This window comes from Terrimonas rubra, assembly GCF_042686025.1.
Taxonomy (GTDB): Bacteria; Bacteroidota; Bacteroidia; order Chitinophagales; family Chitinophagaceae; genus Terrimonas; species Terrimonas rubra.
Genome location: NZ_JBHUOZ010000003.1, coordinates 2363037 through 2386558, shown reverse-complemented (window position 1 = coordinate 2386558; position 23522 = coordinate 2363037). Strand labels below are relative to the sequence as shown.

The 23522-nt window shown below is 43.1% G+C and carries 14 protein-coding genes; 12 read left to right on the top strand and 2 right to left on the bottom strand.

Annotated features, from left to right (window positions below; translation table 11 throughout):
• Nucleotides 1–54 precede the first annotated feature (54 nt).
• The 7 genes from ACFS6H_RS19160 to ACFS6H_RS19130 all read left to right on the top strand — a co-directional run bounded on the left by ACFS6H_RS19160 (nucleotide 55) and on the right by ACFS6H_RS19130 (nucleotide 9215).
• Entirely contained in the window at nucleotides 55–1062 is a 1008-nt protein-coding gene (locus tag ACFS6H_RS19160) for a 4-hydroxyproline epimerase (protein ID WP_386102949.1), read from the top strand.
• Between the two features lie 16 nt (nucleotides 1063–1078).
• Nucleotides 1079–2338 carry an NAD(P)/FAD-dependent oxidoreductase gene (locus ACFS6H_RS19155; protein WP_386102946.1) on the top strand — a complete coding sequence of 420 codons (1260 nt, stop codon included), beginning with the start codon at nucleotides 1079–1081 and terminating at the stop codon, nucleotides 2336–2338.
• Nucleotides 2339–2351: 13 nt separating this feature from the next.
• Nucleotides 2352–3293: an ornithine cyclodeaminase family protein gene (locus ACFS6H_RS19150; protein ID WP_386102943.1), complete on the top strand. Its 942-nt coding sequence runs from the start codon at nucleotides 2352–2354 to the stop codon at nucleotides 3291–3293.
• A 164-nt stretch (nucleotides 3294–3457) separates the two neighbouring features.
• Nucleotides 3458–5191 (top strand): DUF885 family protein, encoded by a 1734-nt coding sequence (locus ACFS6H_RS19145; RefSeq protein ID WP_386102940.1) that lies wholly within the window; start codon nucleotides 3458–3460, stop codon nucleotides 5189–5191.
• A gap of 188 nt (nucleotides 5192–5379) precedes the next feature.
• Nucleotides 5380–6813, top strand: a complete 1434-nt coding sequence (locus tag ACFS6H_RS19140) for an APC family permease (RefSeq protein ID WP_386102937.1) — start codon at nucleotides 5380–5382, stop codon at nucleotides 6811–6813.
• Between the two features lie 9 nt (nucleotides 6814–6822).
• A complete protein-coding gene (locus tag ACFS6H_RS19135) occupies nucleotides 6823–8349 on the top strand; it encodes a M61 family metallopeptidase (RefSeq protein WP_386102934.1) in 1527 nt (508 codons plus the stop codon).
• A 131-nt stretch (nucleotides 8350–8480) separates the two neighbouring features.
• The gene (locus tag ACFS6H_RS19130) at nucleotides 8481–9215 is read left to right on the top strand and encodes a GLPGLI family protein (protein ID WP_386102931.1); all 735 of its coding nucleotides are present in this window, start codon (nucleotides 8481–8483) and stop codon (nucleotides 9213–9215) included.
• A 66-nt stretch (nucleotides 9216–9281) separates the two neighbouring features.
• Here the strand turns inward: ACFS6H_RS19130 and ACFS6H_RS19125 are convergent, their stop codons facing one another.
• Together ACFS6H_RS19125 and ACFS6H_RS19120 are read right to left on the bottom strand one after the other, a co-directional pair.
• Nucleotides 9282–10751 carry a hypothetical protein gene (locus tag ACFS6H_RS19125; RefSeq protein ID WP_386102928.1) on the bottom strand — a complete coding sequence of 490 codons (1470 nt, stop codon included), beginning with the start codon at nucleotides 10749–10751 and terminating at the stop codon, nucleotides 9282–9284.
• A 203-nt stretch (nucleotides 10752–10954) separates the two neighbouring features.
• Nucleotides 10955–13702 (bottom strand): DUF5695 domain-containing protein, encoded by a 2748-nt coding sequence (locus ACFS6H_RS19120; RefSeq protein ID WP_386102925.1) that lies wholly within the window; start codon nucleotides 13700–13702, stop codon nucleotides 10955–10957.
• Between the two features lie 729 nt (nucleotides 13703–14431).
• Here ACFS6H_RS19120 and ACFS6H_RS19115 point away from each other — a divergent pair.
• From ACFS6H_RS19115 to ACFS6H_RS19095, 5 genes are all read left to right on the top strand, one after another.
• The gene (locus tag ACFS6H_RS19115; protein ID WP_386102922.1) at nucleotides 14432–17566 is read left to right on the top strand and encodes a SusC/RagA family TonB-linked outer membrane protein; all 3135 of its coding nucleotides are present in this window, start codon (nucleotides 14432–14434) and stop codon (nucleotides 17564–17566) included.
• Between the two features lie 17 nt (nucleotides 17567–17583).
• Nucleotides 17584–19215 carry a RagB/SusD family nutrient uptake outer membrane protein gene (locus tag ACFS6H_RS19110; protein WP_386102919.1) on the top strand — a complete coding sequence of 544 codons (1632 nt, stop codon included), beginning with the start codon at nucleotides 17584–17586 and terminating at the stop codon, nucleotides 19213–19215.
• A gap of 25 nt (nucleotides 19216–19240) precedes the next feature.
• Entirely contained in the window at nucleotides 19241–19933 is a 693-nt protein-coding gene (locus tag ACFS6H_RS19105; protein WP_386102916.1) for a hypothetical protein, read from the top strand.
• A gap of 29 nt (nucleotides 19934–19962) precedes the next feature.
• Entirely contained in the window at nucleotides 19963–20940 is a 978-nt protein-coding gene (locus tag ACFS6H_RS19100; protein ID WP_386102913.1) for a DUF5007 domain-containing protein, read from the top strand.
• Between the two features lie 107 nt (nucleotides 20941–21047).
• On the top strand, nucleotides 21048–23324 hold the full coding sequence (locus tag ACFS6H_RS19095; RefSeq protein WP_386102910.1) for a S9 family peptidase: 2277 nt from the start codon (nucleotides 21048–21050) through the stop codon (nucleotides 23322–23324).
• Nucleotides 23325–23522 lie beyond the last annotated feature (198 nt).

The following is a 23522-nucleotide window of genomic DNA, read 5'->3' as shown; positions in this document are numbered from 1 at the left end:
TTATAATTCGTAATTCATAACTCATAATTCAACATTCATAATTCATAAGAATAAATGAAAAAAACTTTCTCCTGTATTGACGCGCATACCTGCGGTAACCCGGTGAGGGTGGTAGCCGGAGGCGGTCCTTTATTGCGTGGAAATAGTATGATGGAACGCCGCCTGCATTTTTTAGCAGCGTATGACTGGATACGCAAAGGCCTGATGTTTGAACCCCGTGGACATGATATGATGAGTGGAAGTATCTTATATCCACCCATTGATGAAGCCAACGATATTGGGGTACTATATATTGAAACCAGTGGTTGCTTACCCATGTGTGGGCATGGTACTATCGGTACCGTAACCATTGCCATTGAAGAAGGGCTGGTGATACCCAAAGTGCCTGGCAAGTTAAGGCTGGAAACCCCGGCAGGACTGGTGTTGATCGATTATGTACAGGAAGGCAAGAAAGTAAAATCGGTAAAACTGACCAATGTAAAATCATTTTTACATTCAGAGAACTTAACCATTGAAAGTCCCGATTTAGGCACACTCACTTTAGATGTGGCCTATGGCGGAAATTTTTATGCCATCATTGATCCGCAGGAAAACTTTAAAGGTATTGAGCATTATACCGCCGATCAGCTGATCAGCTGGAGCCGGGTGATCCGTAAACGGATGAATGAAAAATACACGTTCATACACCCGCAGGATGCCAATATTAACGGGCTTAGTCATATACAATGGACAGGCGCCGTTATCAATGATAATGCCACGGCCCGTAATGCTGTGTTTTATGGCGATAAAGCCATTGATCGCTCGCCCTGCGGCACCGGTACATCGGCCCGTATGGCCCAATGGCATGCAAAAGGAAAACTGAAGAAAGGCGATCAGTTCATACACGAAAGTATCATCGGCTCGCAATTCGTAGGTACGATTGAAGAAGAAGTACCTAATGCCTTTGGCGATGGTAAACCGGCTATTGTTCCCGGTATTGAAGGCTGGGCAATGGTTACAGGTTATAATACAATTATTATTGATGATGATGACCCTTATGCACACGGGTTCCAGGTGATATAAACTTTACACACAAAAAATGAAACAGGATAAAGGTTCGGTACTGGTAATTGGCGGCGGTATTGTAGGTTTAAGCAGCGCTTTTTATTTAAGCAAGGCCGGCTGGCAGGTTACCGTTTTGGATAAAGAAGATTTTACAGACAGTTGCTCCTATGGTAATGCGGGCATGATCGTGCCCAGCCATTTTACACCATTGGCAGCACCGGGCATTGTAGCACAGGGCATTAAATGGATGTTTGACAGCAAGAGCCCCTTTTATGTAAAACCATCTTTAAGCTGGTCGATGATCTCATGGGGTATTAAATTCTTACGCCATGCCAATGAAAAGCATGTTACCCGTTCGGCTCCTTTTATCCGTGACCTGAATTTATACAGCCGGTCATTATACGACGAATTACAGGCTGAACTGGCAGCAGATATTGACCTGCACCACAAGGGTATTTTAATGTTGTACAAAAATACCAAAACACAGGACGAAGAAATAGAACTGTCTCATACTGCCCAAAAAATGGGCCTGGATATTGAAGTGCTGGATAAAACCCAGGTACAGGCTTTGGAGCCCGATGTACAGCTCGATGTATTAGGTGCCGTGCATTACCGTTGTGATAGTCATTTATACCCACAGGCATTAATGCAATCGCTGCTGGCGAAATTACAGGCAATGGGTGTTACCCTGGTTAAACATGCGGGTGTAACCGATATTACGGTAAGCAACGGAAAAATTACTGAAGTAATTGGTGGTGGTAATAGTTATAAAGCAGATAAAATAGTAATGGCCAGTGGCGCATGGTTAGGCACACTGGCTAAAAAAGCCGGCTTAAACGTACCCATCATGCCCGGTAAAGGGTATTCTTTTTTAACCGATGCTTTCCAGGGTAAGGTACAACACCCGGCTTTACTATTAGAAGCCCGGGTAGCCCTGACACCCATGGGTGGTAAAGTGCGTATTGGTGGTACAATGGAACTGGCGCCTATTAATCATGTGATCAACCGTAACCGTTTGGAGGGTATTGTGGCATCGGTACCTAAATACTATCCTGAATATACATTGCCGGTGCCTGCTGAAAGTGATACCTGGCATGGGTTCCGTCCCTGCTCACCGGATGGCCTGCCTTACCTGGGCGCTTCTTCAAAGGTCAATAACCTGGTCATTGCCGGTGGTTTGGGAATGATGGGCTTAAGCCTTGGCCCGGCAGTAGGCAGGGTGGTGGCCAATATTATTGAAGAGCGACCATCCAAAGTGAAAGTAGATATTTTTAACCCCGAACGATTTAATTAGCCTGCCCCCTGTTATGTTAGTAATACCGGATGATAAAGTAATAGCTGCATTAAACTATGCGGACCTGATCGATGCATTGGAAAAAATGTTCTGTTCCGATTATGAACTGCCGGTACGGCATCATCATTTTTATACGATAAAGGAACAACAGGAAAATGCGCTGATCCTGATGCCGGTATGGAACAAAACTTATTTAGGGGTGAAACAGGTAATTGTGGCCCCCAACAATCATACACGTAATATTCCTGCTATACATGCTGCTTATACTTTATGGGATGCGGTTACCGGTGAGCAGCTGGCTATGATGAACGCAGCCCAGCTAACTTCACGCCGTACAGCCTGTACATCGGCATTGGCGGCAAAATACCTGGCACCCGCAGATGCCAGGCGTTTACTGGTAGTAGGTGGTGGTAAAGTAGCTAAACACCTGGTGCAGGCACATAGTGCGGTGCGGAACTATGAAAGCATTGAAGTGTGGATGCGCAACCCGGATAAACTAAAGGCATTTATTACCGAACTGGAAAAGGAAGGTATTCGTGTTACTGCTATTGAAAATTTAGAGGAAGCTGCACGTAAAGCCGATGTTATTTCTACTGCTACCTTATCTCCAACACCCGTAATAAAAGGGGAATGGCTGAAACCCGGTACCCACCTGGACCTGATAGGCTCCCATAAACCTGATACCCGGGAAACCGACGATACAGCCATTACACGCAGTCATATTTTTGTAGACACCCGTGAAGGCGCTTTGCATGAAACAGGTGACCTGGCCATACCGATTAAAACAGGAGTATTCGATCCTGCGGATGTAAAAGCCGATATCCGGGAACTATGCCTGCAACAACATCCCGGCCGTACAAGTGCCGGTGAAATTACCATCTTTAAATCCGCCGGCCTGGCGGTAGAAGACCTGGCAGCCGCTTTATTGGTATACAACAGTTATACCGGCGCCTGAGCAGTTACCATTTTACAAGTTTAAATGAGGCTATTACCGGTTAATATGTGCTTAGTGCTATGCTGGTGCATTGGGTATATTTGGCAACAAGCTTTGCCATATATCTATTTCAAACAGAAAATATATAACTGATGCGTCATTCTTTTAAGCTGCTAAAACTTTCTATGTCACTTTTTTTTGCTTCCCCGGCCCTTGTCAATGCACAGGTGCCTTCGGTATTATATGAACAGGCTACTGAAACATCCGGCAATGTGATCCAGTATTTACAGGATGTACGGGCCATTGATTATTTCTATGGCGCCATGTCATCCGGCGGCCGCTGGGGCGGTTCTTCGGTTCACAGCCCGGAGCAGATTACCCGCCTGATGAAACTGAACAATGATCACCTGGCTATTTTAAAAAAGCTGGACTTTGATAAAATGAGTATTTATGGCAAGGCCGATTATATTTTATTGCGCCAGAAAATTGAGAATAACCAGGTATTGCTGGTGAATGAACAAAAGCAACAAAAGGCTGCCTGGTTGTATGTACCATTCGCCGATTCTATTTATGCCTTTGAACAAAAAAGAAGAAGGGGGACAGCTGTTGATGGCGAAATGATCGCTAATATGCTGCATAAGATGCTGGCCGTAGTTAAAAAAGCAAAAACAACAGTAGAGGCCGGTAATAAAATACCCGAACAACAGGCACAATATGCCGCCGACCTGGTAGATGATATTAAAAACCGGTTGAAAAGCGCTTATGATTTTTATAACGGGTACGACCCTATGTTCACCTGGTGGGTCCCCAAACCTTATGAGGCCTTATCTTCTTTGTTAGGAGAATATGCAAAATCTATCCGTTCAAAATCAGATAAAAAAATATTTAACGATGGCAGTAATATAGGCGGTAATCCTATTGGTAAGGACGAGATCAACCGCCAGTTAAAAAGCGAGATGATCGCTTATACCGCGGATGAGCTATTACGTTTAGCCGACCAGGAGATGGAATGGTGCCGTAAGGAATTACTAAAAGCCTCCCGTGAAATGGGCTTTGGTGATGACTGGCGTGCGGCACAGGAGAAAGTAAAGAACTCCTATGTACCGGCTGGTAAACAACCCGAGTTAATTATCAAGCTGAACGATGATGCCATACAATTCATTAACCAGAAAAAATTAATGAACCTGCCGCCACTGGCGGAAGAGACCTGGGGCATGATCATGATGAGCCCTGAAAGACAATTGGTAAACCCTTTCTTTACCGGCGGCCGTGAGATCAGTATTTCTTATCCTACCAATACCATGTCGCATGAAGATAAACTGATGAGTATGCGGGGAAACAATCCTTATTTTTCAAGAGGTACGGTGCAGCACGAACTGGTGCCCGGGCATCATTTACAATTTTATATGAACAGCCGGTATAAGACATATCGCCAGTCGGCTTTTAATACGCCGTTCACTACCGAGGGCTGGACTTTATACTGGGAGTTATTATTATACCGTGAAGGTTTTGCCAAAACACCGGAAGAGCGTATTGGTATGCTGTTCTGGCGTATGCACCGTTGTGCCCGCATCACTTTCTCTCTTAAATTTCATTTAGGTGAATGGACCCCACAGCAATGCGTGGATTACCTGGTGAACGAAGTGGGGCATGAATATGCCAACGCTCATGGCGAAGTAAAACGTTCTTTTGAAGCTAACTACGGTCCGCTGTATCAACTGGCCTACCTGGTGGGCGGCCTGCAGTTATTCAGCATTCATAAGGAATTAGTGGATAGCGGTAAAATGAGTAATATCCAGTTTCACGATGCAGTGATAAAGGAAAATCATTTACCCATGGAGATGTTAAGGGCTACTTTATTAAACCAGAAACTAGATCGTAACTACGAAACCCGCTGGAAGTTTTACGAGTTTAAATAGTGCGTTTTTTTGTTTACCGGCTGCAGTACAACTGGCATCGGCTGTTGCGTCGCACATTGGTGCTGTAGTAATACTGATGGGCAATATGGACTACTCCGGATTTTATCGGGATAGTTTATAAATGTTTAACCGGGTGACGAATGCCTTCATTACCAAATTTCCAAATCATCAAATTTCCCAATTATTCTATGCAAGAAGAGAAAACAGGTTTTAAGCCCTCTCTACGTTTAATAGATGCGACCATGCTGGTGGCCGGTAGTATGATCGGCTCGGGTATATTTATAGTGAGTGCCGACATAGCCCGCAATGTAGGCGGGGCAGGCTGGTTATTATTGATATGGCTGATCACGGGATTTATGACCCTTACGGTCGCTTTAAGCTATGGCGAATTAAGTGGTATGTTTCCCAAGGCCGGTGGACAGTATGTTTACTTAAAAGAAGCTTATAATCCTTTGGTAGGTTTTGTATTTGGCTGGACTTTCTTCACCGTAATACAAACAGCCACCATTGCGGCAGTAGGGGTAGCGTTTGCCAAATTTACCGCTTACCTTATACCTGCCTGGGATGAAGATGTGGTGGCATTAACCCTGGGTAGCTTCACCATATCTTCCGCCCAGCTGGTATCCATTGTTGTGATTGTGGTGCTGACAATTATTAACACAAGAGGGGTAAGCAGTGGTAAAATAGTACAGACAACCATCACATTGGCCAAACTAATCAGTTTACTGGCCTTGATCGTATTTGGCTTGTTTGCTTTAAAAAGCGATGTATGGGCCGCTAACTGGCATGCGGATAATGTGTGGAACCTGTTCCGCTTAAATGCGGATGGCACCACCGCTAACTATACCATGTTTGCTGCGCTGGGTGCTGTGGCGGCAGGTATGGTAGGCGCTATTTTCAGCAGCGACTCCTGGCATAGCTCCACATCAGTGGCCGGTGAAATTAAAAACCCGCAACGTAATGTGGCTTTAAGCCTGGCTTTGGGTACCATACTGGTAACGGTAGTGTATTTGCTGGCCAATATCATGTATACCGGTGTACTGACCATGGAACAGATGGCATCGGCCGAGAAAGACAGGGTGGCAATTGTTGCTGCACAGGTGATTTTTGGCCCGGTAGGCATTACCATTATTGCAGTAATGATCATGGTATCAACCTTTGGTTGTAATAATGGCCTGATCATGGCCGGCGCCAGGGTGTATTACTCCATGGCTAAGGATGGTATGTTCTTTAAAAAAGTGGGAACACTCAACAAAAAATCAGTACCAGGTGTGGCCTTATGGTTACAATGTGTTATTGCCGCTTTATGGAGTTTAAGCGGTAAATATGGCGACCTGCTGGATATGATCTCCATAGTAGTGGTTATATTTTATGTACTGGCCATCATCGGCATCTTCCGGTTACGTAAAACCCGTCCGGATATTGAAAGACCGTACAAAGCTTTTGGTTATCCTGTATTGCCTTTCTTATACATTATCATGGGCATTAGCTTTTGTGTATTGATGGTGATATATAAGCCAAGTTATACCTGGCCGGGCATTATCATAGCAGCCCTGGGTATTCCGGTATACTACCTTATTAAAAAGAAACCTGCCGCTCTGGTGCATAGGGGTGGGGCATAAATGAATATTATGAAAAATATACTAGCTGTATTATTCATGCTTATAATAGCAGGCCAGCTGCAAGCACAAAAAGATACCGTTCGTTTTACGGTTGATACCAAACTGGCAGCAGCACATACAATCGGGATAACAATGAGCGTACCGGTAAACAATAAGGCTATTGTTGATCTTAAATTACCGGTATGGTCACCGGGGTATTACCAGGTGATGAACTATGGTAAATCGATCCAGGATTTTTCCGTTAAAGACCAGGGTGGGAAAGTATTGACCTGGCAACAGATCGGTAATGATACCTGGCGTATCGCTGCCAAAGGCACTAAATCATTAACGGTTGTCTATACTGTTAAAACAGAGCGGGCTTTTGTGGCTACCAGTTATATTGATAAAGAAAGGGCTTTTATAAAACCTACCGCTAGTTTTTTACATGTGGATGGGGCTTTACAATTACCGGCTGTTATTGATATTCCATTACAAAACGGGTGGACAAGAATAGCAACCGGCCTGGATTCCACAGGCAAAACTACTTACCGTGCCAGGGACTTTGATATCCTGTATGATTGTCCCATTTTAATTGGTGACCTGCAGGAGCTGCCTGCTTTTAAAGTAAAGGGCAAGCCACACCGGTTCATCGGTTATAAAATGGGCAGCTTTGATGGTGCCGCCCTGATGAAGGATATTGAAAAGATAGTCATAACAGCGAGTAACCTTATTGGTGATATTCCCTACGAGCATTACACTTTTATTGCTACAGGCCCGGGTGCAGGAGGCATAGAGCAGTTAAATTCAACTGCTATTGGTTTTTCCGGTGAAGGATTAAATAATCCCGCAGGCCGCAACCGGATGCTGAGTTTTATTACGCATGAATACTTTCACCATTATAATATCAAACGCATCCGGCCAATTGAACTGGGGCCATTTGATTATTCAAAAGCCAACCGCACCAATTCATTATGGGTAGGCGAAGGCTTAACTGTGTATTATGAAGACCTGATATTAAACCGTGCCGGTTTAATGAATAAACGGGAAGTACTGGATGCCTGGCAAGGCACTATACAGGGCTTTGAGAACAATGCCGGCCGGTTAAAACAAACCCTGGCACAATCCAGCGCCAATACCTGGGAGGATGGTCCTTTCGGTAAAAAAGGTGAAACCATTTCTTTTTATGAAAAAGGTCCCATTGTTGGTTTGTTACTGGATATTGAAATAAGATCAGCATCAGCCAATAAAAAATCGCTGGATGATGTAATGCGTTATTTATATAACACCTACTATAAAAACGCAGGCCGTGGTTTTACCGAAGCCGAAGTAAAAGCGGCCTGTGAACAAATGGCAGGACAGAAGCTGGATGAACTGTTTGATTATATTTATACTTTGAACAAGATCGATTATCAAAAATATTTGTCAAAAGCCGGCTTAAGCATCAACTTCAGCGAAGAGAAAAACCAGAAAGGTGAGCTGTTTACAAAAGTTGTTCTTTCGGAAAACGTCAATATGACCGCATTACAAAAAAATATTTTGGGTAGTATGCTGCAATAGAACAATGCCATGTTGAACAAAGGCTCTTTACCGCCGGTAAAGGGCCTTTTATTTTTTTGGGAAGCAGGGGTATGGAATTTTTGCTTTTGTGAATCTAATAAAATATTATATCACCACTAAACCAATTGCTCATGCAACTAAAAACCTGCATTGCCGTTCTGCTGTCAGTAACGCTACTACCAACCCTTCATGCACAGGAAAAAGAACTGTTATTCTCCGGGAAAATAATATTTGAAAAGAAAGTACAGATCGTAAAGGCTTATGAAAAATATCACCATATCCGCAGGGGAGAGAAAGACACTCTTCCTGAATTTAAATACAGCTATTTTGACCTGTATTTCGATGTTGCCAAAACCCTCTACCGCCCTGGTGAGAAGGTAACTAATTTTAATGCATGGGAATTTCCTGCGGAGGATAATATCGTTTTCAACGATTTAACCTTAGCTACTACAGTTAGCAGCAAACGGATAGAGCAAAACTATTTCCTGTTTAATGAAGCACTAAGAAAGCTGAAATGGAAGATGACAGAAGAAGTGAAAAATATAGCCGGCTTTGCCTGTAAAAGAGCCAATGCGGCATTATGGGATTCGGTAATTGTTATTGCTTATTATTGTCCATCCATTCCTGTTTCCGGCGGCCCTGAAAGCTTTACCGGTTTGCCCGGTATGATACTGGGGCTTGAAATGCCGGATGAACATACCAGTATTTTTGCTACAGTGGTAAAAAAAGAAGCAGATATAACAAGTATAAAAAAGCCTCAGAGAGGCGAACCTGTTTCGTATAAAGAGCTGGATAAAAAATTACGCCCCATTCTCGCTACCTATGGTAAAGATGCGGAATTTTACCGCAAAGGCATGTTCCTGTAAAACAAGAGTAATCATAAAGGCCGGGCATTGCCCGGCCTTTAGCCTTTATATCACTATAGTGTATTATTATTCGTATGTAAAGTGATAGCCTGTTAACTTTTCAGTGGGCATTATTTTACTTATCAGGTCATATAACCTGGTGTCGTAAGTACGTAACTGTTCTCTTGTTTTTAATTTGGTACTAACCCCATTGATCATTACATACATGTTACAGGTATCAAACCATGCCTGTACACCTTCTGCAAAATACTCGGCATCATTCTCCATGGAGTAGGTACCTGCCCATAAACCATTTGTTTTGGCATAGTTAAAGGCTGCTAATAATTCGGTAGTAAAGCCGGCACGGGCTTTCCGCAGGCCAAAGTCCACATTATGTGCAAACTCATGTACCATAATGCTTTCAAAAGGATAACGTTCTGTATAGCCCGGTATCTTTACAATATTCTCTTCGCCGCAGGACATTACCGGCAAAAATTCGGTAGCGCCATAACCGCGGCCCCTGGCATCCCAGTCGGTGCCGGGCCACCATTCATTCATCTTCCTGTTTTCAGGTAAGTCGGTTACGTTTTCATAAGCGCCTATTACGCCTACACGGAAATTAGCGGTTAACATGGCCGCTTTGGCATCGGGTATCCGGGTCAGCATTTGTATTACTATCTTTTTGGTTTGCACCAATGCAGAATCAGACACAAAACGGGAAGCCACAATAGGGAAACCCTCTGCATCAATATATTTCCTGTAATACGTATCCAGGTCACTGATAACGTAGTTAAGCGATTGTTTTAAGGTAGCAGGCGGCAGGGTAATACCATCAGGGTTGGGTGTAAAAGTTCTGGCCCCCCAGCTTTCCTGCAGGGTAGCAAAACATACAGGATCAAATCTTTCCAGCTCATGATAGTCAAACGGGAAGAAGTTATTGGTCGACAAATAAGCTTCAGTGTTTTCAGCAAAATAATCGGCTACACTTTTAGCTGCATCCGATACCTGTTCTCTTACCAGTTTAATACCATTGGTGCCGTACACTTTTTTATACTTGTCGTTAATAGTGCCAAAATGTGCGGTTAAATTTGTTTTTGCCTCAGCTGATAAATACCTGGCATAGTATTGCCGGGCTAAATAATTAAAAAGCAAACCGGGTTGGTTGTTCTTTACCAGGTCGTAATAAGCTACTACATTACCTACTATTACCGATCCGGCATGTTCACGGTCAGCGGCTTCTTCAAATTTTATAGCCGGGCCGTGATCTTCTACCCACAAAGTATCTTTTGCAAACCTGCCTGAAGCGGTACTGCTGACAGTAGCTTCAAACCGGGCCAGGTTTTCTTTGATCAGCTTGATGGCTAAAGAAGCATTACCACCACGGCTGGCTTCATCCTTATGTATGGCAAGGGTCATACCGCCTTCTTTACTGAAATTGTATTTGCTGGTGGGTATTTCCGGCTCCGGTGGTGTTACGGGTGGCGGGGCTGTTTCTTTATCTTTTTTACAGGACGCTAAGGTGATAAACAGCGCTGTTAATAAAAGTACAGGCTTCATGTACATAAAATTTTGGTTCAGTTTTTAATTAAAATGAGTCTCAACAAATCTATCTGTATTGATAATCTTCTTAAACACTGATATTGGCTATTACTTACCTCATTTTGATATTGCAACGGATAGATTATTTAGAAGCCGGCCCTGTAAAATACAAAAGCTCCTTCCGGTGATCAGAAGGAGCTTTGGGTGTACAACTATTAAATTTACCTGGTGAGTGAAATAGTTGTATTGTTGGTGGCTAATGGAATATTGTAAGTGCCGCGTTCTTCTTTTTGGTAATGATTTACTTTATAGGCACTGGCTTCGCCCTTGCTGTTCTCTACACGCAAATAAGCAGCAGGTGTAAATTCATTGGCAGGCAATAGCGTAGCTTTTATTTCACCTGTTTTAGTATTGTACGACACTTCATCAAACCTGCCGGCGTCCAACTGCAACCATACACCAACCGGTGCAATAAATACACGTGATTTGCCTGCAGTGGTTATGGTTGTGTTTATCCAGTTTCCTTTTTGTGATAAGTTACCACTGAAAGCCAGCCAGCCAAATTCCGGATGCTGCGTAATAAAGGTGGCAGAGTTAACGGCATAACCATAAAAGCCGGAACCGTAATCGCCGGATATACCATCAATGGCCAGGGTAGAAGGGTAGGAGTGAAAGGCTGCAGGTCCAAAACCATCCTGGGTAATATTCGCCAAAGCACCTAATGTACCGGCATGACCGGTGCGTAGCAGGTACAGGTCATCGGGTTTGTCTTTATAAGCGGCAATCACCGGTATGGCATTTAATGCTGAGCCGTAATGATGCAGCTGTCTTTCAATACGTGATAATTTACCGCCATACACAAAATCCCAGTAACGGCGGGCACTGCCATTGTAACCCCAGTGTGGTAAGGTAGGCATATAGGCTAATATCGCGTTTAGTGTTACGTCGGCTTTATCATCGTACCCAAAATAACTTGACCACAGGTACACTTCTTCCTGCCCGGTGGAATCCCAGGGCATTTCACTGCCGAAAGGATAGTTAAGGGTGCGCCAGTGATCGGCTCTTTTACGCATGGCCGTTTCCAGTTCCATGGCCTGGTAAGTTAAACCTTCGCGTTTCAGGTCTTTTAAAATATATACAAAAATGGAGCCTTCCATTTGTCCGAACTGCGCATAGTAAGGCGCTAAGCGTACCATGGCTATGGCAGTCTGGAAAGCATCTTCTAAATATTTTTTCCATTCATGTTCAGTTACCAGTCCCTTGTAGTTACGTGCTAAACGGTACATTACCCAATGGGCGGCGGCTACATGCGGGTAGTTATAAGAACGGCCTACATTGTCAGCCTCTTTCTTTGGCCATGCCGACCATACTTTCCAGTTTAATGAAGTATCATAAGTGCCTTTAGGCATGGAATCCGGTTCGTAATAAAAAAGACTTTTTACCACACCATATTTCTTTGGGCCTTCGGTAAGCTGTATCCGTCCGGACAGGGTTTCATGCACAAAACGTTTTAGTTTATCAATCTCTTTACTATCGGGTTGTACATACTGTTTCATCATGGCCGCTAACCAGCTGGCAGCGCCCGCTTCATCGCTTAAGCCGGCAAACCAGGCACGATTCTCCTGTGTAACCGGGGCTTTTTTATCATAATCATACGTGATAACCGAAGGAGCTCTTTTAAACGCATCATTTTTATTATCATACCATTGTTCAGTGGTTAAAAAATGTCCGAGGTCACTTACCGTCTCTGCCTCCGGTTTAATAACCTTATAATTGATGGTTTGTGTAAGGCCGTCAGCATAGGTAACAGTAACACGGGCACGTCCCCAGTTATTGCCGGTAATATGGTAAGTGGCCCATCCGTTCGGTGTTGTTTTTCCTTTTGTTATCTGTAGGGCATTGGCTGGTTCAGCCTTTATACTTTTAATTGCTTTGTTATGTTTAAGCTGCAGCCTTACGCTTACATTTGATGGTATCACATATCCCGGTAATCCCACTGCTACAGGCCGCTGATGGTTCAGTAATGTTTGTTCTATAGCTTTAATAGAAGGTGATAACACAAATTTTAATGCGTAGGATTTCTTTTGACCGGGAGCCAGTGTAACCGATGTTGGCGTATTCCATGGATCAGCATTTTTCCATTCCTTATCAGCAAAAGCTTTACTATATATCAGCCATTCATGAAAGCCTTCAAAAACAATACCTCTCGGGCTGGGGTCGTCATTCAGCGGGTTATAGGCTTCAAAGGAAGCGTTTTCACCCGGCAGTACCAACAGGCTCACGCCTTTGCCATGCAGGCGGTTTACCTGCAGGTAACCGGCATCTTTGCCGATATAGGGATCAAAAAAAACATTGTGTTTATGTGCCTGGTCCAGGTTTTTACCTTCCAGTATATTATTAAAGATCATGGGAATACCCAGTGCACCTATTTCAACCGGCTGGTTTGTTTTATTGGTTAATTCAAAACGTAACTGGATACCATTATTTATTTTTTCCCAGTAGCGTTTAATTGTTATGGGGCTTTTTTCATCAATTGTATTCGAAAGATCAGCCGCCGCCAGTACATTGCCCGAAGCCGGTAAGGACTGTACAGTATTTCTTTTCTTGGCGCTGGACAATTTCAGCCATTCATTGCTGCCGCTTGTTTTTACCTGCAGGTTAATATCACCCAGGTGGTAAAGCCCGTCTTTATCCCTTCCTTTTAACCGGTCCGAGGGGGTATAGTCAAAATCTTTTTCTGTATTCAATACCAGGCCGGCCGCAGTCTGCGATCCGTTCACCAGTTTTAAAATAAAAGCGCCGCTGGTGTACTCCTGTATGCCCTTGTCCAGTCCCAGGGTCGAGGGACGTGCGGCGATCCTGTCCCAGGGCGATTGTTGCTGCTGGGCCATTACCGGTACGGTACTTTGTAAGGTTAAGCCCAGTAATAAGCCGGCAATTCCGGTGGCCGGTATTCTTTTTTGTATCATGGTTGTTATATATTCTGAAATTGAAATGTTAAGCGAACTATGTTTAATTAATTTTTTATTTTTTTTCCGGGGCTGTCAACTGCATATCGCTGCTAAGCTGTAGTTCCCCGCCCGGTTCCAATCTTTGTGCCCCTTCCCGCATTGCTGCCCGCCGCACAAAGGATTTTCACCTCAGCGGGGCAGCCCTTCAGCTTGCTCAAATGTTTTCGGCATACCAATATCTGATGGAACGATCAATACACAGCACAGCTTATTTACAAATATTGCTATCTGTCCCGGTAGTTGTAGTAAAATATAAGAAAGGCAGGTGTTGTCAGGTAGTGAAGTCTATAGTGTGATAAAGATAGGAATAGAATCAATGAAAAAGCCGGGAAAACCTCATTTTATTTCAGGATGAATAAATGTTTAAATAACAGTTAAATTTTGCTTTTTACTGAGCAAAATCCGGTTAATACTGTGTAAAAAGCAGTTCTATATTTGTTTGCGTCATATGAAAGTCTTGATGGTTATTGGTTCTACAGGTGGGCAATAAAGTATAGGGATGGTTAAGGTTAGAAATTAAGGTAGCTGTTGATGTCTATAGTAATGATTGAAGCCTTTGCAACGAAATCATTTTAATTAACAACACAAAAAAATAATAATGCCTGCTAAATAAAAACAACTGCAACACACAGGCCTTTAGGCCGGATTTTTTATACCAACATTTATTCACTAACTACAAAACAACTTATGAGATATTTACTGCTATCTCTCATTGGGCTCATTTTTACGGTCTCGGCTGTTGCACAAACAGTAACCGGAACGGTAAATGATGAGAAGGGGGCGCCTATTGATGGGGTGACCGTTACGGTTAAGGGTACCAAAGTATCCACATTTACAAACGACAAAGGTAAATTCAGCATTATAGCGGCGGCGACTGCTACATTGGAGTTTACGAATGTTGGTTATGAAACCAAGTCTGTTCCTGTTAATAACCAAACCGATCTTACCGTACAGCTGGCAATAACTGATAGCCGTATGGATGAAGTGGTAATTATCGGTTACCAGAAGGTTATCAGGAAAAAGAATACCGCTGCTGTATCCAGTATTTCGGGCAAAGAAATTGCCAACCTGCCTGCCGCGAGTTTTGACCAGTTGATGCAGGGCCGTTTGGCCGGCGTAAACGTACAGAACTTTACCGGTGAGCCGGGTGCATCCCCTTCAGTACAGGTAAGGGGTACTACGTCTATCAGCAGGGATTATGATGGTAATGTTATTATCAACCAGCCTTTATATGTTGTGGATGGTATTCCACAGCCGGCACAGGATAATTATTCACCCGGGCAGGGAACCGGCACCAACTTTATTGCCGGTATCAACCCCCAGGATATTGAAAGTATCGACGTTTTGCGTGACGCATCGGCTGCAGCAATTTATGGTTCCAGGGCGGCTAATGGCGTAATATTAATTACAACAAAAAGAGGACAGAATACTGCGCCAAGGGTTAACCTGTCCTATTATACAGGTTTTACCCAAAGACCTGAACTGCGTAACACTACTTTAGGGGTAACCGAAAGAAGGCAGAAAATGGCCTTATTAAATGACCTGTATGCTACCAGCAGGCTGGATAATAACCAGATGCGTAATATGCCTATTCTGTTAACAGATAGCCTTAACCCGGCCTTTAACGGTAATACCGACTGGCAGGATATGTTTTACAGGGTAGGCCGCATTAACAATGCCGATTTAAGTTTAAGCGGTGGTGGTGCAGGTGGTATGAACTACCGTTTCAGCACCGGTTATTATAATGAAGAAGGTATTGTGAGAGCTACCGGCTTTACACGTTATTCTTTACGTTTAAACCTAATGGCGAAAGCTTTAAATCAAAAATTAAGCATCAACCCCATTATCGCTTATTCCCGTACAGACAGGGCCAGGGGTAATGGTGGCGCCGTTGGATTAAATGCTACCAATATGCCGTCTTCCCTGTTTAACCTGGATCCGGTAAGAAAAGAGTTTATGCTGGGTGCATATGATAAAAACCTGGATCAAAACCAGAACGGGCAGTTAAGTGTGAACCTGAATTTAGGTTTTGAGTTTACCAGGCACCTGAATTTCATGTCGCAATCATCTTATATTGTTACCAACTCCAGGAGGGACCAAAGCCGTAGCAGTGCCCTGAACGGGGGAGCCGGCAACTCTGCCAGCTCGTTTGCCGATGTTTCCATGAATACCCGTACTTCTAATTTCTTTACGTACAGTAATGAATTTGGTAAGCACAACTTTACAGGAATGGTAGGTATGGATATTGAATACAACCAGTATAAACCTATTTCTGTTAGCGGTTATGGTGGTGTTTCTGACCAGATACAGGTGGTGGACGGATTTATCAGGCAAAACATGAACGGCGGAACTGACTACCAGGCTTATGGTATGGTATCTTATTATGGCCGTTTAGTGTATGATTATGATAGCCGTTATATGCTTTCTGCAGTAATAAGAAGAGACGGATCTTCCCGTTTTGGTGAAAACAACCAGTGGGGTAATTTCCCTTCTGCTTCTGCAGGTTGGTTAATATCTGAAGAATCCTTTATGAAGGACAGGCTTTCTGCCTTAACATTATTGAAGCTAAGGGGTAGTTATGGTACCTCGGGTAAACTGCCCGGGTTAAACTACCTGGCTTACAACCTTTATAATGTAAATGCAGGTGGCTACCTGGGTAGCGATGCCGCTTCTTATAACGGTGTACCTGCCATTATGCCCAATTTTAACAACGGTGTGGCACAACCTAATATCAGCTGGGAAAAAGCAAAAGAGTGGAATATTGGTTTAGAAACAGAGTTTTTAAACGGCAAGTATCAGGTAATGTTTGATGTGTATAACCGTGAAGGATCCAAGATCTTCATGGATGTATTATTGCCTTTAACCACCGGGTACAATGTAGCTAAAACCAACTCCATTGGTATGCGTAACTATGGTGCCGAACTGGTGCTGGCAGCATCTCCGCTTAAACGTGATGCAGCTATTAACTGGTTTAGCCGTTTAAATGTATCGTTAAACAGGAACCAGGTAACTGCATTACCTAACTCGGGCCGTGATATTATTTTCTCCGCAGGTTCGTTTGATAAAACACATATTTTAACGGTTGGCCGCCCTGTTAATACATTCTACATGTACCAGACAAAAGGCATCTTCTCTACGGTGAATGATATACCCGTTAATCCCCTTACCGGTGAAAGGCTGGGTGTGCCCGGTGAATATAAAGCCGGTGATATGTGGTTTGTGGACCTGGACGGTGACTACTTAATTAATCCGTTTGAAACGGATGTTAACCCCGATAAATTACCTTATGGTGATCCTAATCCTAAATTTACCGGTGGCTGGACCAATAACTTCACCTACAAAAATTTCACCTTAGGTATTTTTACCACCTTCCTGTTTGGTCGTGATGTATTGAACACATTTGATTCGGATTTATTTGAAAATGTGGCTGGTAGCGGCGATATGTCTTTATTTGCACGTTTATCAACACCCGATTTCAGTAAAATAAATATGTGGCGTAAGCCAGGTGACAGGGCCGACTTCCCTGCTTACCCGATGAACTCTTACCGTTATTATTATGTACGCGGCCAAACGTTCTGGTTAGAAAGCGGTAATTATGTGCGCATAAAAAGTATTAATCTTTCTTACGATTTACCTAAAAAAATAATAGACAGGTGGAAGCTGGGCCAGGCACGTTTTTACGGCGTTTTTGACAACGTGTTAATGTTCCAGAAATCGAAACGTTTACCTGATGCAGAGGCCGTGGATTATTACGGACAATACTCAGGCGGCGGTTACCCGATCCCCAAAAAATTCACAATTGGTGTGCAATTACAATTTTAACAAGTGAAACTAAGTTTATGAAAAAAGGTAAAAATATAATACTATTCACAGGCTTTGCATTATTGATGTTATTGTCTGTTTCCTGCAAAAAGGTATTGGACCAGGAGCCGCGCAATTCTACCTATGGTGAAGCCTTCTGGAAAGATCCCAATGCCGGTACTACGGCAGTGGCCGGTAACTATGCGTTGATGCGTGATATGTTATCTACCGGCATGATTAATACTGATAACCGTTATTATGCTTATGGTGAAACCGCTGCCAACCTGGGTTACACCATGTTTGCGGCAGATGGTTATGGCAATATGGATATTCAGAACGGGAATTTTGCGCATAACTATGTGGCAGCCAGCCTGGGCGATTGGACAGCTTATTATAAGACAATTGCCATGGCAAATATTATTTTGAAACAAATGAATGCAGTGCCGGAATCGGTGCTGGCAGTGCATGATAATCCTGAGAATTATAAAAATAATATACTGGGCCAGGCCCTCTTCATCCGGGCTTTAACTTACTTCATGCTGGTGCGTACCTGGGGTGATGTTCCGTTGGTAATAGAAGCCTATGACGATCCTATCAGGGCTCCTCACCTGGGACGTACACCTAAACTGGAAGTAATGGCTCAGATTGAGAAGGATTGTAAAGAAGCGCTTACTTATTTAAAATGGGAGTATAATAATAGTTCTGAAAAGTCGGTTACTGCCAATAAAGGAGCTGTGAATGCCTTGTTGGCCCATTTATACCTGTGGCGCGCTACGGTAAGTAATGTGTCAAGTACCACACCAATTATGGCCGATGTGGATAAGGCTGCAGAAGCTATTTTCGAAATTGAAACCAGGGGCAGTTATGCACTAACCGATACGTCCAATTATTACCAGACTTTTATCGGCCGTTCCTCCGAAAGTATTTTCGAGATCAATAAAAGTGAAAACACTTTAGAGGGTACCAACAGGCATATTGCCAACCTGTTCCTGAACAGGGATTATATAAACGGGTATGGTATCAATCCTTTTTACCGTGTTAATCAAAGTTACCTGAACAGCCATTTTTATAAAGTAGAGACCGTTACTGCCTGGGCCTGGTATTGGGATCCCCCAGGGCAGTGGGTTTGGCGCGAAGGTACTACTACCACCAAAAGCCCTGATAACAGCGATATCCGCCGCAGGAAGAACTTTACGTTATCTGAGAATAATGTTGATATGTGTATTAAATACAGCAACGTTATTTACAGGAACCCCGGCCAGAAACTGGATCACCGTATCAGTAACAACATGAACATTTTCCGTTTGGCTGATATGAAATTATTAAAAGCAGAAATTGCCATTTATAAAAACCAGGACCCGGTAGCAGTGGATATCATTAACAGCTTCAGGACAAGGAATAATGCGCATGCTTCACAATTACTGACAGCGGCTGCTCCCAGGGATTCGGTAATGAATGCCTATATCGAAGAGCGTTACAAAGAGCTTTTCCTGGAAGGACATATTTTTTATGATTTAATTAGAACAAGAAAATGTTTTGATATCATAGGTTGGCTGTCTCCAACATCAAACAGGTTTGCACAGGAAGGTTTTTACTGGCCTGTTGCACCGGCTTTATTTAAAGAAAATAAATACCTGGTACAAACCCAGTATTGGAGAGGTAAAATCTAATTGCAGACAAATTAAAAATTGAATCATGCGAATTACAATAAAATATTTTTTGACGATCTTATTATTGGGAGCTGTTTTTATTTCCTGCAAAAAGGATAAATATAAAAATGACGGCGGTACTCATTCTCCCAATGTAAATATGACAACCTACGATTACCTCAAACAACACGGATCGTTCGACTCATTAATTGCGGTAATTGACCTGGCCGGTATGAAGGATATGGTGAACAGCAGCAAAACTTTTTTTGCGGTTCCGGATTGGGGTATTAATGATTATGTAAAGGCAAAAAAGCAAAAAAAGGTAATTGAGACAGGCGACGAGAATATCAGTTTTTATGTGAAAGACCTGGATGTATATACTTTACGCGATTCTTTAAAAATGTACATGTATCCTGAGCTGATCAACCGCCAGAATTTAACAGTGGCCGGCAAAGAATATACGAGCGCATTTGGCCCGATGGCCAATGATACCAGGATGTATATCCGTTTACGTCGTATTGTTAATTATAACAGCTATGTAGGCACTGTTGATTTTATCAACTTTGGACAGGTTATCGGCACACTGGATACGGAAGAGCCGGATGTGAATGCCATACCCATTAGTCAAAGAGATAAAACGGTTGATTGCCAGACATCCGGTATTATTACCACAACAGGTACTTTACATGTTGTTAATAACTTTCACCGGCTGTTTTTCAATAATGAGCCATTGCCTTAATATTTAATTACTACTTAACAAAAGTTATTATGAATAAAAAACATTTTCTGTATATACTGGCATTTATCGCTTTTATCTTTGGATGCTCCAAAGTAAGGGAAGGTTTTTTAAGCGATACTATCCGTTATAAAGACAGGGTGCTGTATGCTAAAAAGGGCATGACCTTAACACAGTCTGACCGTATCAATGCTGACGGATCAACTCCGCCGCTTACCTTTAAAATGTCAAACCTGCGTGATATAGCAACAGGCGCACCTGCCCCGCAGGAATTCTTTACACAATACGAGGTAATGGTATTTAAAACCGGGGAGGTATTTAACCCGGATACCGATACTACCGTAGAGCTCTTAAATAAAAAAAGAGAATTGCAGAAAATGACACCGATGCATTTTAATGAGATCAGTGGCCAGCTTTCTTTTAACCGTGCATCCAGTAATTTGCCGGTAGGCGAGTATACTTTTGATATCCAGGCTACGAATGTATGGGGTACCAAACAATACGAATCTTTTGCCGATGTTCATGTGGTGGAGCCAACAACCGAAGACGTGTTTGAATTAATTTATACTGCTTCCAGTGCTTCTAACTCCAGCGAGGTGTTTACTACTTTAAAAGCGCCTATTGTAACAGCCAAAAGGGTTTCAGGTGATGGAGCCAGGGTAATTTTAAAATATGTAGATAAAAACGGTCGTTCTTTTAACCCCGCTCAGGGGCAGGTTATTAAAAGAGGGGACAGGCCTTTCTTTGAAACCTATGCTAAATTCAACCCTGTTCAATATACAGATACGGCAATGATCTGTGACTTTGAAGTAGCTCCTTTCCCTTTGCAAAAATATGTAACGCCGGCAACCGACTGGGGATACCTTATCTATTACCGTATACCCATGGCATTTGTGGCGCCTGACGGGTTAGCCAACCACAACGTAAATCCCGTGGTATCATTCAGGTTGAAAATGGAAGGTACCTACGTGGTTACGGTCCAGATTCCTGATGTTACCCGTATTAACTAATATTTCTTTTGTCAATGCATGACCTTTATTAAAGGTCATGCATTTGCTTTTCTATACTTTAACCGCTTTAAGTCCAGGGTACTTTAATAATAGCAACGCTTACTATCATGATGACAAATAAAAACCTTCTTTCCCTCGTTACTGCCACATTGCTTACAGGATTCCAGTTATTGGGCCAGGGTACTGCAGCCGATTATAAACGCTCAGCCGATTATGGTAAAATGGTGGCAGATAAAGTGATCAATAACCCATTTACTGTCCAGTGGATTGATAAAGAACAACGTTTATGGTATGTAAATAATACAGAGAAAGGGCGGGAGTATATTGTGGTGGATGCGGGTAATGCCCGGAAAGAAAAAGCTTTTGATCATGCGCGGTTAGCAGCGGCATTGGCCAAAGCCAGCAATGAGAAGGTAAATGCCGATAGTTTACCTATAAGCGGATTAGAGTTCAAAGCGAATAATAATATTGAATTCCAGGCATTCCGGAAAAAATGGTCCGTACAATTATCAGACTATAGTATCCGGGATAAAGGTACTGCTACTACTGACGACAGGCGTGGCGGTCGTGGCGGCGGCGGTTACTGGGGACAACGTCGTGATGATTCGCAGGGAGAACCCATTACATCGCCGGATAGTGCCTGGGTGGCTTATGTAAAAAACAACAATGTGTTTGTTTACCCGAAAGGTAAACCTGCCGAAGAAGTACAATTAAGTTTTGATGGTTCACCGGGGGAGTATTATGCCGGCTACCTGTCCTGGTCGCCTGATTCAAAAAAACTGGCCACCCATAAAATACGACCCAATACACCGCGGACTATTTATTTTATCCAGTCATCACCTGTTGACCAGTTACAGCCAAAACTGGAATCCAGAAATTATTTAAAACCCGGTGATGCTTTACCGCAGAAACAACCGGTTTTATTTATTCCTCAAACCAAAAAAATGTATGCGGTTGATCCGGCTTTGATACCTAATCAATACGATGTATCATGGATACAATGGCGTAAGGACAGCCGTGCCTTTACTTTTGAATATAACCAGCGTGGTCACCAGCAATATGCTGTGTACAGCGTGGATGCAAATACCGGTGTTACAAAAGCATTGATCGATGAACGCAGTAAAACCTTTGTGGAATACAGCGGTAAAAAATACCGGAAAGATATTAATGATGGTAAGGAAATCATCTGGGCATCTGAAAGAGATGGCTGGAACCATTTATACTTATACGACGGTGAAACGGGTAAAGTAAAAAACCAGATCACCAAGGGCAATTGGGTAGTGCGTAAAGTAGTACATGTAGACGAAGAAAAACGTTTCCTGATCTTTGAAGGCAGTGGCCGTGAAGCGGGCCAGGATCCTTACCTGATCCAGTATTACCGGGTGAATTTTGATGGTAAAGGATTTACTGCTTTAACTTCCGAGAACGGTAATCATAGTGCAGTATTCTCCTCAGACTTTAGCAAATTTGTAGATACTTATTCCCGTGTGGACATGCCGCCGGTAAAAGTATTACGAAGTGCAACTGACGGTAAGGTTATCCTGGAGCTGGAAAAAGCCGATATCAGTGCATTGCAACAAACAGCCTGGAAACAAACTGAAGTATTTACCGCCAAAGCCCGCGATGGGGTAACGGATATCTGGGGCATTATAGCCCGTCCTTCTAACTTTGATCCGAATAAAAAATACCCGGTTATCGAATATATCTATGCAGGCCCGCAAGGATCCTTTGTACCCAAGACGTTCAGCACTAACCCTTCGGGATTGAATACGGTAGCAGAGTTGGGCTTTATTGTGGTACAAATAGACGGCATGGGTACATCCAACCGTTCCAAAGCCTTTCACGATGTTGCCTGGAAAAATTTAAAAGATGCGGGTTTTCCTGACCGGATATTATGGATGAAGGAAGCCGCCAAAAAATATCCCTATATGGATATCAGCCGGGTGGGCATATTCGGTACATCTGCTGGTGGACAAAATGCGGCCGGGGCTGTATTATTTCATCCCGAGTTTTATAAGGTAGCGGTGGCTGCCTGTGGTTGTCATGATAACCGCATGGATAAAATGTGGTGGAATGAACAGTGGATGGGTTACCCGATCGGTGAACATTATGCCGAATGCTCCAATATTGTGAATGCCCATAAACTGGAAGGTAAATTAATGCTGATCGTTGGTGAGATGGATGATAATGTGGATCCTTCCTCTACCTATCAGTTTGTAAATGCCCTGATCAAGGCAAAAAAGGATCATGAATTTATTATGGTACCCGGCATGGGCCATTCCAATGGCGGTCCTTATGGTATACGTAAAACCCATGATTTCTTTGTAAAACATTTACTGGGAGTAAACCCGCCGGTATGGGAAGGGCAGAAGGAAGTGTTTTAATGTGCTGATGAGCTAATGTGTTTATTTGCTAATAAAGGCGCTACTTCGTGTCTCACGAACCGCAAATGCACTTCGGTGTCATGGTTCGTGTCACACGAACCAGCAAATATTATTCTTGAATTTTTAATAGATGGGTTGTACTTTAAAACGTTTTTCTTTTTTGCGTTTTTGTTCTGACAATGTCTTTTGCCCAGGCAA

Excerpts from the sequence above, each read along its gene's own strand:
- ACFS6H_RS19095 (WP_386102910.1), top strand. The coding sequence starts at position 21,048 with ATGATGACAAATAAAAACCTTCTTTCCCTCGTTACTGCCACATTGCTT.
- ACFS6H_RS19105 (WP_386102916.1), top strand. The coding sequence starts at position 19,241 with ATGCGAATTACAATAAAATATTTTTTGACGATCTTATTATTGGGAGCT.
- ACFS6H_RS19145 (WP_386102940.1), top strand. The coding sequence starts at position 3,458 with ATGTCACTTTTTTTTGCTTCCCCGGCCCTTGTCAATGCACAGGTGCCT.
- ACFS6H_RS19115 (WP_386102922.1), top strand. The coding sequence starts at position 14,432 with ATGAGATATTTACTGCTATCTCTCATTGGGCTCATTTTTACGGTCTCG.
- ACFS6H_RS19140 (WP_386102937.1), top strand. The coding sequence starts at position 5,380 with ATGCAAGAAGAGAAAACAGGTTTTAAGCCCTCTCTACGTTTAATAGAT.
- ACFS6H_RS19100 (WP_386102913.1), top strand. The coding sequence starts at position 19,963 with ATGAATAAAAAACATTTTCTGTATATACTGGCATTTATCGCTTTTATC.
- ACFS6H_RS19150 (WP_386102943.1), top strand. The coding sequence starts at position 2,352 with ATGTTAGTAATACCGGATGATAAAGTAATAGCTGCATTAAACTATGCG.
- ACFS6H_RS19120 (WP_386102925.1), bottom strand. The coding sequence starts at position 13,702 with ATGATACAAAAAAGAATACCGGCCACCGGAATTGCCGGCTTATTACTG.
- ACFS6H_RS19155 (WP_386102946.1), top strand. The coding sequence starts at position 1,079 with ATGAAACAGGATAAAGGTTCGGTACTGGTAATTGGCGGCGGTATTGTA.
- ACFS6H_RS19130 (WP_386102931.1), top strand. The coding sequence starts at position 8,481 with ATGCAACTAAAAACCTGCATTGCCGTTCTGCTGTCAGTAACGCTACTA.
- ACFS6H_RS19125 (WP_386102928.1), bottom strand. The coding sequence starts at position 10,751 with ATGAAGCCTGTACTTTTATTAACAGCGCTGTTTATCACCTTAGCGTCC.
- ACFS6H_RS19135 (WP_386102934.1), top strand. The coding sequence starts at position 6,823 with ATGAAAAATATACTAGCTGTATTATTCATGCTTATAATAGCAGGCCAG.
- ACFS6H_RS19160 (WP_386102949.1), top strand. The coding sequence starts at position 55 with ATGAAAAAAACTTTCTCCTGTATTGACGCGCATACCTGCGGTAACCCG.
- ACFS6H_RS19110 (WP_386102919.1), top strand. The coding sequence starts at position 17,584 with ATGAAAAAAGGTAAAAATATAATACTATTCACAGGCTTTGCATTATTG.